The sequence below is a fragment of the Streptomyces sp. MMG1121 genome, from assembly GCF_001280015.1.
Taxonomy (GTDB): Bacteria; Actinomycetota; Actinomycetes; order Streptomycetales; family Streptomycetaceae; genus Streptomyces.
On record NZ_LGDV01000226.1, the window covers coordinates 102858 to 119124 of the forward strand.

Below are 16267 nucleotides of genomic sequence, written 5' to 3' on the forward strand. Positions count from 1 at the left end.
CGCGCTCACCCCGACGTCGGCCCGTGTCCCTGTGTCTCCCGCCATGTCCCTTCGCTGTCCCGGGCCGCCTGCTCCACCAGCGGGATGATCCGCAGCGGAACGGGGTTCTCCATGACGATCGTCGTGGAGGCCCGGACGATGCCATCAAAACCGACGACCCGGTCGATCACCCGTTGAAGATCGGCGTTCGAACGGGCCACCAGCCGGCACAGCATGTCCCCGCTGCCGGTCGTGGTCAGCAGCTCCAGCACCTCCGGCACGCCCGCCAAGTGCGCCCGGACGTCGGGTCCTTGGCCCTGCCGGATCTGGAGTGTGGCGAACGCGGTGACCGGGTAGCCGAGGGCCGCCGGATCCACCTGCGGACCGAATCCGCGGATGACTCCATTCGACTGAAGCCGGTCCAGGCGCGCCTGCACGGTCCCGCGTGCCACGCCGAGCCGCCGGGACATCTCCAGCACACCGATGCGCGGCTCCTCGGCCAGCAGCACGATGATCCGCCCGTCCAGCCGGTCGAACGCCATCCGAGCCTCCCGAGGTGGTCATCCTGTACAGAAAGTCCGCCGATACGGCCGCACCACTGAGCAGATTGCCCTGTGGATACGCAAACTATTGCGCACCTTGCAGGCCAGGGCCACCCTTCGGCTATGACGCAGACCACACACCACACTCCCGACACCGCCCGGCAGGCCGACCCCTTCCCGGTCAAGGGAATGGACGCGGTCGTCTTCGCCGTGGGCAACGCCAAGCAGGCCGCGCACTACTACTCCACCGCCTTCGGCATGAAGCTGGTCGCCTATTGCGGACCGGAGACCGGCAGCCGCGAAACCGCCAGTTACGTGCTCGAGAACGGCTCCGCCCGTTTCGTGTTCACCTCGGTGATCAAGGCGAGCAGCGACTGGGGCCGGTTCCTCGGCCGGCACGTGGCCGAGCACGGCGACGGCGTCATCGACCTGGCCATCGAGGTCCCGGACGCCCGCGCCGCCCACGCCTACGCCGTCGAGCACGGCGCCCGCTCGCTCGCCGAGCCGCACGAGGTGAAGGACGAGCACGGCACCGTCGTCCTGGCCGTCATCGCCACCTACGGCGAGACCCGCCACACCCTGGTCGAGCGCACCGGCTACGACGGCCCCTACCTGCCCGGGTTCGTCACCGCCGAGCCGATGGTCGCGCAGCCCGCCCAGCGCACCTTCCAGGCCATCGACCACTGCGTCGGCAACGTCGAACTCGGCAAGATGGACGAGTGGGTGGCCTTCTACAACAAGGTCATGGGCTTCACGAACATGAAGGAGTTCGTGGGCGACGACATCGCCACCGAGTACAGCGCGCTGATGTCGAAGGTCGTCGCGGACGGCACCCTGAAGGTCAAGTTCCCGCTCAACGAGCCCGCGATCGCCAAGAAGAAGTCCCAGATCGACGAGTACCTGGAGTTCTACGGCGGCCCCGGCGTCCAGCACATCGCGCTGAACACCAACGACATCGTGCAGACGGTGCGCACCATGCGCGCGGCCGGTGTCGAGTTCCTCAACACCCCCGACTCGTACTACGACACCCTCGGCGAGTGGGTCGGCGACACCCGCGTGCCCGTCGACACCCTGCGCGAGCTGAAGATCCTCGCCGACCGCGACGAGGACGGCTATCTGCTGCAGATCTTCACCAAGCCGGTCCAGGACCGTCCGACCGTCTTCTTCGAGATCATCGAGCGGCACGGCTCCATGGGCTTCGGCAAGGGCAACTTCAAGGCCCTGTTCGAGGCCATCGAGCGCGAGCAGGAGAAGCGGGGCAACCTGTAGGGCCTCCAGGGGCTAGCTGGGCGCCGGCCCGACGGGGACGTCGCCCAGCGCCCGCAGCGCCGCCTGCGCCGCCGGCACCCCGAGGGGCGAGAAGTACGGGTTGGTCCGCAGCGCCTCCTGCAGGTGCCGGCGGGCCGGCGCGTACAGCTGCCGCCCCTGCTCGATCACGCCCCGGTGGTACGCGTACAGCGCGTTGAGCACCCCGCCGCCCTTCGACCTGTCCGTCGCCGCGGCCGCGTACGGCAGCGCCTCCGCGTCGTCGCCGGTGCGGTGCAGCGCCCAGCCGAGCGCATCGGCCACCTCGGTCCCCGGCTGGCGCCGCCACTCCGCCCGCAACCGCCCCACGGCGTCCGGCGCGTTCCCGTGGTCCGCCTCGAACTGCCCGACCAGCAGTTCCTCGTCGACCCCGGCCGCCACCCGCCGCCGCACCAGCACCTCCGCCCGCGCGTACTGCGCCGCGGCCTCGCGCGCCATCCCGTTCGCCTCGTACAGCTCGCCCAGCTCATAGGCGTCCTGCGGATCCGGCCGTCCGGCGAGCGCCGCCCGGTACGCGGTGAACGCCTCCGCCGTGCGGCCCAGCGCGGCCAGCGTCCGGCCCCGCCCGGTCAGCGCCGCCTGCTGCCCCGGGTCGAGGCGCAGGGCCGCCTCGCAGTGCCGCAGCGCGTCCGGCAGGTCCCCGCGCTCCCAGGCCAGCTGCCCGAGCCCGGCCAGCAACGCGGCCCGCTGCACCGGAGTGCCGGCGGCCGCCGCCGCGTCGGTCAGCTGGGCCACCGCGTCCTCGCGCCAGCCCTGGTCCCGGTACACCGCCGCGGCCCGCGCCATCACCGCGGGCCGTGCCGCCGCGCCGGTGCGCAGTTCCAGCAGCTTGTCCAGGGACGCCCGGGCCGCCTTGTAGTCGCCGAGCCCGGTGTAGGCGTCGATCAGCGGCGGATACGCCGTCCACCGCTTCGGCGACTCCTCCAGCGCCCGTTCGCCGTACCCCTCGGCCGCCCCGAAGTCCCGGCGCGCCAGCGCCAGCGCGGTCAGGCCCTCGAACGCCTCGGCGTTCTTCGCCGCCCGCACCCGCAGCGAGGTCCACAGCGCCCGCTCGGCCCGCGGATAGTCGGCCGGGTCGGCCGTCCGGCGCCCCCGCTCCACGTACGCGCCGCCCAGCACGGCCCACGCCCGCGCGTCCCGGGGGCGCAACCGCACCCGCTGCTCCTGCTGTCCGATCAGCGCCGCCAGCTGGGGCAGCGCGGCAGGCGCCCCCGAGGCCAGCGCCGTCAGTGCTGTCCGCGCCCCGGCCGGCGCCTGCGGACCGGCGGCCGGCGCCCGGACCACCCTCTTCCCTGCCTCCGCGGGCAGCAGCGTCAGCACCGCGCCCGCGACGACCCCGCCCGCCAACGCGGTGAGCAGCACCCGGCGCGGCCACCGCCGGGCGCGGCGCGGCGGGGGCGCGGCGGACAGCGGGGCCGTACCCGGCACGGTCAGCAGGTTGTCCATGACGCTCACTCTGCGTCAGTACGACGACGTGGTCCGGGCGGCCCAGGCGGCGGGCGGACGGGGTTCACACCGATGGCTGTGAGTGCGAACCTGTGATCATGAGCCGCATCCAAGCCCCCCGAGTCGAAGAGACGAGCAATCTCACCGACCGGCTCCTGGCCGGCCTGCCCGCCGAGGCCGTCCTGACCGACCCCGATGTCACCGCGTCCTACGCCAACGACATGGCGAGCTTCTGCCCGGCCGGCGCTCCCGCCGTGGTCGTGCTGCCCCGCACGGTCGAGCAGGTCCAGCACGTCATGCGCACCGCCACCGAGCTGCGCGTCCCGGTCGTCCCGCAGGGCGCCCGCACGGGCCTGTCCGGCGGCGCCAACGCCACCGACGGCTGTATCGCGCTGTCCCTCACCAAGATGGACCGCATCCTGGAGATCAGCCCCGTCGACCGGATCGCCGTCGTCGAACCGGGCGTCGTCAACGCCACCCTCTCCCACGCGGTCGAGGAACACGGCCTGTACTACCCGCCGGACCCCTCCAGCTGGGAGACGTGCACCATCGGCGGCAACATCGGCACGGCGTCGGGCGGCCTGTGCTGTGTGAAGTACGGGGTGACGGCCGAGTACGTGCTGGGCCTGGACGTGGTGCTGGCCGACGGCCGTCTGATGTCCACCGGACGCCGTACGGCGAAGGGCGTCGCCGGCTACGACCTCACCCGGCTCTTCGTCGGCTCCGAGGGCTCGCTCGGCATCGTCGTCCGGGCCGTCCTCGCCCTGAAGCCGAAGCCGCCGCAGCAACTCGTGCTGGCCGCCGAGTTCCCCTCCGCGGCGGCCGCCTGCGACGCCGTCTGCCGGATCATGGAGGGCGGTCACGCCCCCTCCCTCCTCGAACTGATGGACCGTACGACCGTCAAGGCGGTCAACGACCTCGCCCACATGGGTCTGCCGGAGACCACCGAGGCACTGCTGCTGGCCGCCTTCGACACCCCGGACCCCGCCTCCGACCTCGCCGCCGTCGGCGCCCTGTGCGAGGCCGCCGGCGCCACCGAGGTCGTCCCGGCCGAGGACGCCGCCGAGTCCGAACTGCTCCTGAAGGCCCGGCGGCTCTCGCTGACCGCGCTGGAGGCGGTCAAGGGCACGACGATGATCGACGACGTGTGCGTACCCCGCTCCCGGCTCGGCGAGATGCTCGACGGCGTGGAGCGGATCGCCGCGAAGTACGACCTGACCATCGGCGTCTGCGCACACGCCGGCGACGGCAACACCCACCCCACCGTTTGCTTCGACGCCCAGGACACCGACGAGTCCCGGCGGGCCCGCGAGTCCTTCGACGAGATCATGGCCCTCGGCCTGGAGCTGGGCGGCACCATCACCGGCGAACACGGCGTCGGCGTACTGAAGAAGGAGTGGCTGGCCCGGGAGATCGGCCCGGTCGGGGTGGAGATGCAGCGCGCGGTGAAGCAGGCCTTCGACCCGCTGGGCATCCTCAACCCGGGCAAGCTGTTCTGAACCGTCGACGCGGGTGCCGTCCGGGCTCACCGGGCGAGCAACTGGTCGAGGGCGTCGTCGATGCCGAGCTGTGCGCCCTCCGTCCCCGGCGGCACCGCCATCAGCGTCCGCTCCAGCCAGGCCGACACCTGCGGGACCGGCGCCTCCAGCAGCGCGTCCCCGTCCGGCGAGCTGAGCGCGATCAGCACGACGCTGCGCCCGTCGACCTTCGTCGGCCACACCCGCACGTCCCCGTGCCCGCACGGCCGGAACACCCCCTCCACCATCAGGTCGCGGGCGAACGTCCAGTTGACGGGGGACTCGGAGTTGATGTGGAAGCTGATGTGGACGGCGTAGGGGTCGTCGGAGCGGTAGCCGAGCCGGGCCGGGACCGCAATGCTGCGCTCCGGCGACAGGACGAGCTTCAGTTCCAGCTCCCGCTCCACCACGGTGTGATGCATGACGTCGCCTTTCTCTCTCCTGCGGGCCGCTGGGACGGGCCCGCACCAGGAGAGAGCGGGCAGGCGCCGGGCCATTACGCGGGTTCTGGGATTTTTTTCGCGGACCCGTGCGCGGACCGGTGAGAGCCGGGCACGGCGATACCCGGAAAGGAGTGGGTCCGACGGGACTGGCGCTGCGGGGTGCCCCGGTCTGATAGATGTGGAGGCCCCCATCCCACCCCCGAGCAGATACGGGACGACGGACATGAGCGCCCCAACCCCGGCCCCAGGCGACGACCGGCCCCGCGAGGGCTACTACCCGGACCCGTCCATCCCCGGCTACGTCCGGTACTGGAACGGCGCCTCCTGGGTGCCCGGCACCAGCCGCCCGGCGCCGAAGGACGGCGAACCGCTCGCCCCGCCCCCGGGCGTCCACCCGGCGGCCCCGGCCGTGGAGGAGACGGGACCGCACTTCTTCGACGAGGACCCCCGGCAGGGGCCTGCCGGCCAGGAGCAGGGGCACCCGGGTGGCGCCGGTGGTGACGGACGGACCGCCTGGGGTGCCGACCCGAGGATTGCCGCGGCGGGGCCGAGCGGGCAGGCCGCCCGCACCGACGGCACGGCCTCGGTCCCGCCGGCCGGGAGCGAGGCCCCGGACCCCGGCGGCACGTTCATCTTCCGCCGCCCGGTCCCGGGTCCGGCGGCCGTCACGGACGACGGCACGATGACGTTCCGCCCGGTACCGGGCCAGGGACGCCCGGGGCAGCCGCGTGACACCGGGACCCCCGGGCAGCGTGCGGGAGCGGCGGACGCGGGTTACGGCCCGCAGCCTTCCGTCCCGGGCTTCGGCCCCCACACCCCCGGCGCTGACGCGGCGGGCCCGGGAGCCGGCGCGGGTGGTCACGGCGGCGGCGCGGCCGGTGGCTACGGCCCCCAGGCCCCCGGTGCCGAGGCAGGCGCGGTCGGCACCGGCGGTGGCGTCGGGGCCGGTGGCGGTTTCGGGCCGCAGGGGCCCATCGGGGCGCCCACCCCGCCCTCCGCCGTGACTCCGTCGGCCTCCTCCCCGGCCGCCGGAGGCCCCGGGTTCGGTGCCGGCAAGGCCGCTGCCGCCGCGCGTGCCGCGGCCGCCCAGCCGGCTCCTGCGGCCCGCCCTGCTCCGCCCGCGCCCGCCGCCGTCGCACCCTCGGTGCCGGCGCAGGGCGGGGCGCCCGCGACCCCGCTGACCAGTGGGCCCGGCGGCGGGCAGGCGTCCTGGGCGCAGCAGGTGCACCAGCTGGCCGGTGGCGGTGACGAGCAGCCCGTGGCGCCGTGGAAGCCGCCGGTGGAAGACCTCTTCCAGGCGGCCGCGCGCCGGCAGGCGGCCGCCCGGCCCGCCGGACTCGGCAAGCGGTTCGCCGCCCGGCTGATCGACAGCCTGGTCGTGGGCGCCGTGACGGCCGCCGCGGCCGTACCGCTCGGCACCAGGGCCGTCGACCACATCCAGCAGAAGATCGACGCGGCCAAGCTGTCCGGCCGCGAGGTCACCGTGTGGCTGCTCGACGGCTCGACCGCCACCAGCCTCGGCATCGTGCTCGCCGTCCTGCTGCTCGTCGGCGTCGGCTACGAGGTCCTGCCGACCGCCAAGTGGGGCCGCACCCTCGGCAAGAAGCTGCTGGGTCTCGAGGTGCGGGACATCGAGGCGCACGAGCCGCCGGCCTTCGGCCGGGCACTGCGCCGCTGGCTGGTCTACAGCGTGCCCGGTCTGCTGGGCATCGGGATCGTGGGCATGCTGTGGTGCCTGTTCGACCGGCCCTGGCACCAGTGCTGGCACGACAAGGCGGCGCACACCTTCGTCGCCGGCTGACGGAGCCGGCCCCGGGTACTCCGTACGGCCGTCTGCCGGATGCGGGGCCGGGGCGTTCGCGATCCACTCGGGCCATGAGCAGCGAACCGCCCCCCGGGTCCGGAGAGCAGCCCCCCGAGGACGACCCGTTCAGGAAACGGCCCCCGTCGGAGCAGGGGTCGGGTTCGCCGTACGACACTCCGTACGGCGACGCCCAGCAGCCCTCGCCGCCCGGCGGCGGCCGGCAGCCGCCCCCCGGCGGAGGGCAACCGCCCCCGTGGGGCGGCCAGCAGCCTCCCCCTTACGGAGGCCAGCAGCCTCCGCCCTACGGGGGCGGCCAGCCCCCTCCCTACGGCGGTGACCCCTACGGCTCCGGTCCCGGTGGCTACCCCGGTGACCCGCTGGCCGGTATGCCCCCGTTGGCGGACAGCGCCCGGCGGACGCTCGCGCGGATCGTCGACATGATCCTCGTCGGCATCGTCGTCTGGCTGCTCACCTGGGCGTTCGGTGTGCGCGAGTACAACGTCAACGGCGACCACGTCGAGGTCAGCAAGTCCGTGGGACAGTCCCTCATCGCGGCCGTGCTCTACGTCGCCTACGACACCTTCATGATCTCCAAGTCCGGGCAGACCCTCGGCAAGAAGTGGCTCAACATGCGGGTGGCGAACCTGGACAACGGCGCCACCCCCTCCGGACAGACCACGCTGATCCGCTCCCTGGTGCTCTGGGTGCCGTTCGCGTTCTGCTGCGCCTGCATCTGGACGGCGATCTGCGGCGGCTGGAGCTTCTTCGACAAGCCGTACAAGCAGGGCCTGCACGACAAGGCCGCCAAGACGGTGGTGGTCAGCACCCGCTGACGGACGACGGCCGGCAGACGCGGCGTACACGAAGGCGGCCGGGCCCCGTACCTCACGGGCCCCGCCGCCTTCGTGTACGCCGCCTTCGTATGCGCCGCTCAGAGTGCCGTGGAGACCGGCTGCTCCTGGGGTGCGGGCTCGACGGGCTGGGCCGGTGCCACGGCCGCGAGGGCCTTCGGCACCGGCACCGTCATCGCGACGAGCAGCCCCAGGGCCAGTGCCGCGAGGGCGATGACGGTGATCCCGGTGCCCGAACTCGTCTGGGACAGCAGCAGCATGGCGAGTGTCGAGAAGATCACGGTGCACGAACCGTAGGCGAGCTGTGCAGCAGTCGGACGAGGCATGGCAATCGTGTCCTCGGAAGTCTTCGGGGGATCGTCGGGGGATGGGGTGCCGTTCGACTCTCTTCGCGTGCATGCCCGAGTCGGAGGGTTGGTAAGCGTGACCTAACCCACGGTACCGGTGCACAGGGGGCGCACGGAGTCATGGGGTGGAGGCATAGACCGCGTGCAGGTTCGTAAAGGGCGCGTCGGCTGTACCTAGTGCACTTGACCAGAGCAAGTCAAGGTCTGTCTTTTCTTCTAAACCTCTAGTCAAATTGCGTCACTTGAAACGCGTCGACCAGACGCGGGGGAGGAACTCAAGTGACCAGCAGATCCTGGACGTTCAGAGCGGCCGCGATCGGTGTGACGCTCGCGGCGGCCTCCGCCGCCTTCGCCACCTTCGCCGTAGCGGAGGCGAGTACCCAGCCCACCCGCTCCGCCGCTGCCCATCGGCACGACCCGGCGCCGGTGAATCAGCGGGCGCACGATCTCGACGGCCCGCTCAGCAAGACCCAGAAGGCCCAGCGCCAGGAGGCGCTGAACCAGCTCATATCCGGCAAGGCCAAGGCGCAGGACCGCAGCGGCTCCAAGGTCGTGGCGCTGAAGAGCCGTAAGGGCAAGAGCAAGTACGTCGAGCTGAGCCGCGAGAAGACCGACAAGATCTTCACGATCCTGGTGGAGTTCGGGGACAAGACCGACCCCAAGTCCGGCGGCACGCCCGGCCCGCTGCACAACACCATCGCCGCGCCGGACCGCGCGAAGGATAACTCGACGGCCTGGCAGAAGGACTACAACCAGAAGCACTACCAGGACCTCTACTTCGGCACCGGCAAGAAGACCGAGTCGCTGAAGAAGTACTACGAGAAGCAGTCCTCGGGCCGCTACTCGGTCGACGGCGAGGTCTCCGACTGGGTCAAGGTCCCCTACAACGAGGCCCGTTACGGCAACAACGCCTGCGGCTCCACCAACTGCACCAGCGTGTGGAACGTGGTCAGCGACGGTCTGAACGCCTGGGTCGCACAGCAGAAGGCGGCGGGCAAGAGCGACGCCGACATCAAGAAGGACCTCGCCCAGTACGACCAGTGGGACCGCTACGACTACGACGGCGACGGCAACTTCAACGAACCGGACGGCTACGTCGACCACTTCCAGATCGTGCACGCCGGTGAGGACGAGTCCGCGGGCGGCGGCGCCCAGGGCACCGACGCGATCTGGGCCCACCGCTGGTACGCCTTCGGCACCGACGCCGGCGCCACCGGTCCCGCGAACAACAAGCTCGGCGGCGCTCCGGTCGGCGACACCGGCATCTGGGTCGGCGACTACACCATCCAGCCGGAGAACGGCGGCCTCGGTGTCTTCGCCCACGAGTACGGCCACGACCTCGGTCTGCCGGACGAGTACGACACCGACGGCGGCGACAACTCCACCGGTTTCTGGACCCTGATGTCCTCCGGCTCCTGGCTCGGCACCGGCAAGGAGTCCATCGGCGACCTGCCCGGCGACATGAACGCCTGGGACAAGCTCCAGCTCGGCTGGCTGAACTACGACACCGCCAAGGCCGGTACGCAGTCGACGCACAAGCTGGGTGTCGCCGAGTACAACACCTGGGACAAGCAGGCCCTCGTGGTCACCCTGCCCGACAAGGCGGTCACCACCACCATCACCGAGCCGGCCCAGGGTTCGTACCAGTGGTGGAGCGGCAGCGGCAACGACCTGAAGAACACGCTGACCCGGTCCGTGGACCTGACCGGCAAGTCCTCGGCGAAGCTGGACCTGGACGGCTGGTGGGCCATCGAGGACGGCTACGACTACCTGTACGCCGAGGCGTCGACCGACGGCGGCGCCAACTGGACCGCCCTGGACGGCACGGCGGACGGCCAGGCGATCCCGCGTGACGGCAGCGGAAAGCCGGCGCTGACCGGCTTCTCCGAGGCGCACAAGAAGCTGTCGTACCCGCTCGACGCCTACGCGGGCAAGAAGGTCGACCTGCGCTTCCGTTACGCCACCGACGGCGGTGTCGCGGAGAGCGGCTTCACCGCCGACGAGATCACCGTGAGCGCCGACGGCACGCCGGTCTTCTCGGACAACGCCGAGACGCAGGACGCCGGTTGGACCCCGAACGGCTTCTCCCGCATCGGCGCGTCCTTCACCAAGGACTACAAGCAGTACTACATCGCCGAGAACCGGCAGTACGTGTCGTACGACAAGACCCTGAGGACCGGCCCGTACAACTTCGGTTACCTGAACACGAGCCGGCCGGACTGGGTGGAGCACTACCGGTACCAGAACGGCCTGTTGATCTGGAAGTGGGACACCTCGCAGGCGGACAACAACACCAACGCGAAGGCCCACCCGGGCACCGGTCTGATCCTGCCGGTCGACGCCCACCCGAAGGCGCTGCGCTGGTCCGACGGCACGCTGCTGCGCAACCGGATGCAGGCCTACGACTCCCCGTTCACGCTGGAGCCGACGGACGCGATCACGCTGCACCAGGCGGGCGTCGCGACCAGGATCACGTCGCAGAAGGGGGTGTCGGTCTTCGACGACCACGCCAGCACCTACTACGACCCGGCGAACCCCACCGGCGGTGTGAAGGTCACTGACACCAACACCAGGATAACGATCGTCAAGGCGGCGAAGAACGGCTCGACGATCTCGCTCAAGGTCGGTCCCGCGGTGAAGTAGTCATCATTTCCGCAGGTCAGACGCGTATCGGCGGCAACCCCTTGGCGGGCTGCCGCCGATCGTGTTTAGGTGCGTCATGTGACTCGCTTATTGACACCGACCGAAACGGGGATGTGACGGCATGGCCGCTGGAGGCTTCTGCAAGCTGCCGAACGGCACGGTCGTGGTGGCGCTGAACCTGCCCTACGGCTCCGCCGCGGTGCGGGTGCTGGTGCACGCCCAGAACCGGGCGCGCGCCCTGACCAGGCTGCGCAACCTGGGGTTGCGTGCGATCTACCTCCGGGGGAACGCGGCGCCTCCCACGCCGGACGAGATCACGGCGGTGCTGCACCATCCGGACGGCCTGATATGGCGCACGGCACCGGCCGACAACGGTGTCATGGCGAATGAGCTGTGGCATCCCATCCGGGCGCTTCTTCGCAGGTCAGCGGTGGTGTAGTCGTCGTGGGGGCGGTTGCCTAGCCGCTTACCACCGGCTTGCCGGTGAGCTCCACGCCCGCCTCCCGCAGCTCCTCCAGCGCCCGCTCCGTCGTCTGCGCCATCACGCCCGCCGTCAGGTCCAGCAGGACCTGGGTGCGAAACCCCTCGCGGGCGGCGTCCAGCGCGGTGGCGCGCACGCAGTGGTCCGTGGCTATGCCGACCACGTCGACCTCGTCGATGTGGCGGTCGCGGAGCCAGTCGGCCAGCGGGACGTCGTTCTCGTCCTTGCCCTCGAAGCCGCTGTAGGCGCCGGCGTACGCCCCCTTGTCGAAGACCGCGTCGACCGCGCCGGAGGCGACGGCCGGGGCGAAGTTCGGGTGGAAGCCGACGCCCTCCGTGCCCGCGAGACAGTGCGCGGGCCAGGTGCGGACGTAGTCGGGGTTGTCGGCGAAGTGGCCGCCGGGTGCGATGTGCAGGTCGCGGGTGGCGACCACGTGCCGGTATCCGGTGCCCGCCGCCTGGCCGATCAGCTCCGTGATGGCTGCGGCCACGTCGGCGCCCCCGGACACCGCGAGGCTGCCCCCCTCGCAGAAGTCGTTCTGCACGTCTACGACGATCAAGGCGCGGCGCATGATGGATGTCCTGTCCTTCGGCCATGGGCCGACTGTGGGCTAATCAACTGAGCCTAGAGACTTCCGGGCCCGTGCGGGAGGGGGCGTTCGCAGGGGCGGACGGCGGTTCCGCCGTCAGCTGCCCGAGCGCCCGGTGACGTACTCCGTCGGGAGCACGGGTTCCCCCCGGGAGAGCTGGGTCGCGGACAGCGGGAGGTTCGCGCGGGCGGCGATGTGCCGGTCGCGCGGCGCGTCCAGCGGCTCGCGCGAGAGCACGTCCCCGCCCTTGATCAGCTCGACCAGCAGCTGCCGGTCCGCCAGTTCGGCCGGCACCGGCCCGGTGCCGACGACCTCGGCCTCGGCGGTCCCGTCCTCGTCCAGCCGGCGCGCCGCCCACTTGCGGCCCCCGACGGAGGTCTTGCCGCCGCTGGACTTCTTCGCGACCGGCACCAGCGGCTCCTTCGGGTCGCCGGACTCGGCGCGGGCGACCAGCTTGTAGACCATGGAGCAGGTGGGGTGCCCGGAGCCGGTCACCAGCTGGGTGCCGACGCCGTACGCGTCCACGGGGGCGGCGGCGAGGGAGGCGATCGCGTACTCGTCCAGGTCCGACGTGACGACGATCTTCGTGTTGACCGCGCCCAGCTCGTCCAGCTGCTGGCGGACCCGGTGGGCCACGAGCAGCAGGTCGCCGGAGTCGATGCGGACCGCGCCCAGCTCGGGGCCGGCCACCTCCACCGCCGTACGGACGGCCTCGGCGACGTCGTAGGTGTCCACGAGCAGCGTGGTGCCCCGGCCGAGGGTGTCGACCTGGGCCTGGAAGGCGTCGCGCTCGTGGTCGTGGAGCAGGGTGAAGGCGTGCGCGGAGGTGCCGACGGTCGGGATGCCGTAGCGGAAGCCGGCCGCGAGGTCGGAGGTGGTCGCGAAGCCGCCGACGTAGGCCGCGCGGGCGGCGGCGACCGCCGCCAATTCGTGGGTGCGGCGGGCGCCCATCTCGATCAGCGGGCGGTCGCCGGCGGCCGAGGCCATCCGGGAGGCGGCCGCGGCGATCGCGGAGTCGTGGTTGAGGATGGAGAGGATGACCGTCTCCAGCAGCACGCACTCGGCGAAGGTGCCCTCGACGCGCATGATCGGCGAGCCGGGGAAGTACACCTCGCCCTCGGGGTAGCCCCAGACGTCACCGCTGAAGCGGTAGCCGGCGAGCCACTTCAGGGTCTCCTCGTCGACGATCTTCCGCTCACGCAGAAAGCCGAGGACGCCCGCGTCGAAGCGGAAGTTCTCCACGGCGTCCAGGACGCGTCCGGTGCCCGCCACCACGCCGTAGCGGCGCCCGTGCGGCAGCCGCCGGGTGAAGACCTCGAAGACGCTCCGCCGTTCGGCCGTACCGGCCTTGAGAGCAGCCTGGAGCATGGTCAGCTCGTACTGGTCCGTGAAGAGCGCTGTCGAGGGAACGTCCACCGGCAGCCCAAGGTCCGCTGTGTTCATGGCGAGGATCGTACCCCCATCTCGTCAGTGTGACGATTTTTCTTCGCCGTGGCAGCATGGGCACTGTGACGTCACCCGCGCCCGTAGAGATCGAACGCACCGAGTCGGCGGAGGAGGTCTTCGCCGTACCCGAGCCCGACGTCCCCTGGGTCACGATCGTCCACAACGACCCGGTCAACCTCATGAGCTATGTGACCTACGTGTTCCAGTCGTACTTCGGCTACACCAAGGACAAGGCCACCAAGCTCATGCTCGACGTCCACCACAAGGGCCGGGCGGTCGTCTCCAGCGGCAGTCGCGAGGAGATGGAACGCGACGTGCAGGCGATGCACGGCTACGGACTGTGGGCCACCCTCCAGCAGGACCGGAAGTAGCGAACCGACCCCATGCCCGGACATTTCGAACCGCTCCCCGGCGGCGGCGCGGCCGTCGCGCTCGACGACGTCGAGATCTCCATCATCCGCTCGCTGGCCGTCCAGCTCCTGGAACTCATCGGTCCCGGCCCCGGCGCCGAGGCCTCCGAGGACCCGCTCGCCGAGCTGTTCGCGGAGGGCCCGAGCGAGCCGCCCGCCGACCCGGTCCTCAGAAGGCTCTTCCCGGACGCCTACAGCGACCCCGAGAAGGCTCCCGACTCGCCCGCCGACGCCGAGGAACGCCAGGCCCACTCCGCCGAGTTCCGCCGCTACACCGAGAACGACCTGCGGGCCGGCAAGCGCGAGAACGCGCTCGCGGTGATCCGCACCCTCGACGCGCTCGCCCCTGTGGACGAGGGCGGGGCGGTGCTGAAGCTGGCGCCGGGGGAGTCCCGGCAGTGGCTCGGCGCCCTCAACGACCTGCGGCTCGCGATCGGCGCCCGGCTGGAAATCACCGACGAGGACGACACCGATCTGCTCTACCGGCTCCCGGACGAGGACCCGCGCAAGCCGATGGTGATGGCCTACCTGTGGCTCGGCGGGCTCCAGGAAACCCTGGTCACGACCCTGATGCCGTAGCCGCAGCGCCGGCCGGGGGCGTTTTACGGTGTACGAGTGTTCGCTCAGCGGACGCTCAAATCCGGATAACGATCCCGTCACCGTTCCGGCCTGGTTTGCCGCATTCGTGCGGTCTTTGTCCGCTTTTACCTGTGCGATGCGCCACACCGCGCCCCTGTGATCATTATTGCGGCTGTGATAAATCTTCACGACCGCCCGGCGAACACCACCCATGTTCGGCCGGGTGCGCCACCGAGCCGACGACCGTCGGCCAGGCAACAGCTCCATCATCCGGGGGGATCGAGATCCGATCCGAGGCCGACGAAAGGCCCGGATCGGTTATGGAGAAAGGCGCACCACACATGACCTCAGCGCAGGTCGATCAGCATCACGACGGCAATGAGGCCGTGCGGGACGGCGAGGGCGGCGAGGGGTATCAGCGCGGGCTCGGGGCCCGGCAGATCCAGATGATCGCCATCGGCGGTGCCATCGGCACCGGCCTGTTCCTCGGCGCGGGCAAGGGCATTTCCAAGGCCGGCCCCAGCCTGATCCTGGCGTACGCCGTCGCGGGCCTCGTCATCTTCCTGATCATGCGGGCACTCGGCGAACTGCTGATGTACCGCCCGGTGTCGGGTTCGTTCTCGGAGTACGCGCGCGAGTTCATCGGTCCCTTCGCGGGCTTCGTCACCGGCTGGACGTACTGGCTGTTCTGGGTGGTCACCGGCATCACCGAGGTCACCGCCGCGGCCGCCTACATGACGTACTGGTTCGACATCCCGCAGTGGGTCTCGGCCCTGATCTTCACGGTCGTGCTGTACACCGCCAACCTGATCTCCGTGAAGCTCTTCGGTGAGCTGGAGTTCTGGTTCTCCATGGTCAAGGTCACCGCGATCATCGGCATGATCCTGATCTGCGCCGGCATCCTCACGATCGGCTTCTCCGACGCGGGCGACACCGCCTCCGTGAGCCACCTGTGGGACGACGGCGGCTTCTTCCCACACGGCGTCGGCAGCACCCTGATGACCCTGCAGATGGTCATGTTCGCCTTCCTCGCCGTCGAGCTGGTCGGTGTGACCGCGGGCGAGTCGAAGGACCCGAAGAAGGTGCTGCCCAAGGCGATCAACACCGTGCCGTGGCGCATCGCCGTCTTCTACGTCGGCGCGCTGATCATGATCCTGTCGGTCGTGCCGTGGACGAACTTCCACCCGGGCGTGAGCCCCTTCGTCGCCGCCTTCCAGAAGATGGGCCTGGCCGCGGGCGCGGGCATCGTCAACTTCGTCGTCCTCACGGCCGCGCTGTCCTCCTGCAACTCCGGCATGTACTCCACCGGCCGGATGCTGCGCGACCTGGCGCTCAACAGCCAGGGCCCCAGGGCCTTCACCAGGCTGACCCGCAGCGGCACCCCGCTCGTCGGCACGACGTTCTCCGCCGCGCTGATGCTGGTCGGCGTCTGGATCAACTACCAGTGGCCGGGCAAGGCGTTCGACTACGTGGTGTCCTTCGCGACCATCTCCGGCATGTGGGCCTGGATCGTCATCCTGATCTGCCAGATCCGCTACCGGATGAAGGCCGACCGGGGCGAGCTGCCGCAGAGCGAGTTCCGTGCGCCGGGCGCCCCGTACACCAGCGTCTTCGCGCTGCTGTTCATCTTCATGGTGATCGTGCTGATGGGCATCGACAAGGACGCCCGGGTCTCGCTGTACTGTGCTCCGCTGTGGGCCGCGATCCTCGGTGTCTCCTACGGGGTGCTCAAGCGCCGCAACCCGGAGGCCGCGGCCTTCGCCAAGCGCTGACACTCCCGCCGGACGCCTCCGAAGGGACGTCCGCCGCCGGGAGCACTCGTGGTGCCCTCGGTGGCAGCCGCTCAGGACGTCCAGCATGTGGGCCGTCCCGTACCGCACCTCGG

The 16267-nt window shown here is 70.9% G+C and carries 15 protein-coding genes; 9 read left to right on the forward strand and 6 right to left on the reverse strand.

Annotated elements, in window-relative coordinates; genetic code table 11:
- Nucleotides 1-5: 5 nt before the first annotated feature.
- Nucleotides 6-521 carry an Lrp/AsnC family transcriptional regulator gene (locus tag ADK64_RS33575; protein ID WP_053665343.1) on the reverse strand — a complete coding sequence of 172 codons (516 nt, stop codon included), beginning with the start codon at nt 519-521 and terminating at the stop codon, nt 6-8.
- Between the two features lie 123 nt (nt 522-644).
- Here ADK64_RS33575 and hppD point away from each other — a divergent pair, with 123 nt between their 5' ends.
- A complete protein-coding gene (gene hppD, locus ADK64_RS33580) occupies nt 645-1790 on the forward strand; it encodes a 4-hydroxyphenylpyruvate dioxygenase (RefSeq protein WP_053665345.1) in 1146 nt (381 codons plus the stop codon).
- Between the two features lie 12 nt (nt 1791-1802).
- On the opposite strand, the gene ADK64_RS33585 is transcribed toward hppD, so the two are convergent.
- A complete protein-coding gene (locus ADK64_RS33585) occupies nt 1803-3272 on the reverse strand; it encodes a tetratricopeptide repeat protein (RefSeq protein ID WP_053665347.1) in 1470 nt (489 codons plus the stop codon).
- Nucleotides 3273-3364: 92 nt separating this feature from the next.
- Between ADK64_RS33585 and ADK64_RS33590 the strand changes: the two genes are divergently transcribed.
- Nucleotides 3365-4771: an FAD-linked oxidase C-terminal domain-containing protein gene (locus ADK64_RS33590; RefSeq protein ID WP_053665349.1), complete on the forward strand. Its 1407-nt coding sequence runs from the start codon at nt 3365-3367 to the stop codon at nt 4769-4771.
- Nucleotides 4772-4797: 26 nt separating this feature from the next.
- Here the strand turns inward: ADK64_RS33590 and ADK64_RS33595 are convergent, their stop codons facing one another.
- The gene (locus ADK64_RS33595; protein WP_053665351.1) at nt 4798-5211 is read right to left on the reverse strand and encodes an SsgA family sporulation/cell division regulator; all 414 of its coding nucleotides are present in this window, start codon (nt 5209-5211) and stop codon (nt 4798-4800) included.
- 244 nt (nt 5212-5455) lie between these two features.
- Here ADK64_RS33595 and ADK64_RS33600 point away from each other — a divergent pair, with 244 nt between their 5' ends.
- Both ADK64_RS33600 and ADK64_RS43910 read left to right on the forward strand, forming a co-directional pair.
- Entirely contained in the window at nt 5456-7033 is a 1578-nt protein-coding gene (locus ADK64_RS33600; RefSeq protein WP_053665353.1) for an RDD family protein, read from the forward strand.
- Between the two features lie 74 nt (nt 7034-7107).
- Nucleotides 7108-7869 carry an RDD family protein gene (locus tag ADK64_RS43910; protein WP_078993006.1) on the forward strand — a complete coding sequence of 254 codons (762 nt, stop codon included), beginning with the start codon at nt 7108-7110 and terminating at the stop codon, nt 7867-7869.
- 98 nt (nt 7870-7967) lie between these two features.
- Here ADK64_RS43910 and ADK64_RS33610 read toward each other — a convergent pair whose 3' ends face one another.
- Complete coding sequence (locus tag ADK64_RS33610) at nt 7968-8213, reverse strand: hypothetical protein (protein WP_053665357.1); 246 nt, start codon at nt 8211-8213, stop codon at nt 7968-7970.
- A gap of 300 nt (nt 8214-8513) precedes the next feature.
- Here ADK64_RS33610 and ADK64_RS33615 point away from each other — a divergent pair, with 300 nt between their 5' ends.
- Nucleotides 8514-10877, forward strand: coding sequence for an immune inhibitor A domain-containing protein (locus ADK64_RS33615; protein ID WP_053665359.1), 2364 nt, complete (start codon nt 8514-8516; stop codon nt 10875-10877).
- Between the two features lie 121 nt (nt 10878-10998).
- On the forward strand, nt 10999-11316 hold the full coding sequence (locus tag ADK64_RS33620) for a hypothetical protein (RefSeq protein WP_053665361.1): 318 nt from the start codon (nt 10999-11001) through the stop codon (nt 11314-11316).
- A gap of 19 nt (nt 11317-11335) precedes the next feature.
- Here ADK64_RS33620 and ADK64_RS33625 read toward each other — a convergent pair whose 3' ends face one another.
- The gene (locus ADK64_RS33625; protein WP_053665362.1) at nt 11336-11929 is read right to left on the reverse strand and encodes a nicotinamidase; all 594 of its coding nucleotides are present in this window, start codon (nt 11927-11929) and stop codon (nt 11336-11338) included.
- A gap of 114 nt (nt 11930-12043) precedes the next feature.
- Nucleotides 12044-13390: a nicotinate phosphoribosyltransferase gene (locus ADK64_RS33630; protein ID WP_053665363.1), complete on the reverse strand. Its 1347-nt coding sequence runs from the start codon at nt 13388-13390 to the stop codon at nt 12044-12046.
- A gap of 56 nt (nt 13391-13446) precedes the next feature.
- Between ADK64_RS33630 and clpS the strand changes: the two genes are divergently transcribed.
- The 3 genes from clpS (at nt 13447) to ADK64_RS33645 (ending at nt 16154) form a co-directional block, all read left to right on the forward strand.
- Complete coding sequence (gene clpS / locus ADK64_RS33635) at nt 13447-13764, forward strand: ATP-dependent Clp protease adapter ClpS (RefSeq protein WP_053665365.1); 318 nt, start codon at nt 13447-13449, stop codon at nt 13762-13764.
- Nucleotides 13765-13776: 12 nt separating this feature from the next.
- A complete protein-coding gene (locus ADK64_RS33640) occupies nt 13777-14382 on the forward strand; it encodes a DUF2017 domain-containing protein (protein ID WP_053665367.1) in 606 nt (201 codons plus the stop codon).
- 341 nt (nt 14383-14723) lie between these two features.
- Nucleotides 14724-16154 carry an amino acid permease gene (locus ADK64_RS33645; RefSeq protein ID WP_053665369.1) on the forward strand — a complete coding sequence of 477 codons (1431 nt, stop codon included), beginning with the start codon at nt 14724-14726 and terminating at the stop codon, nt 16152-16154.
- The last annotated feature ends 113 nt before the right edge of the window (nt 16155-16267 follow it).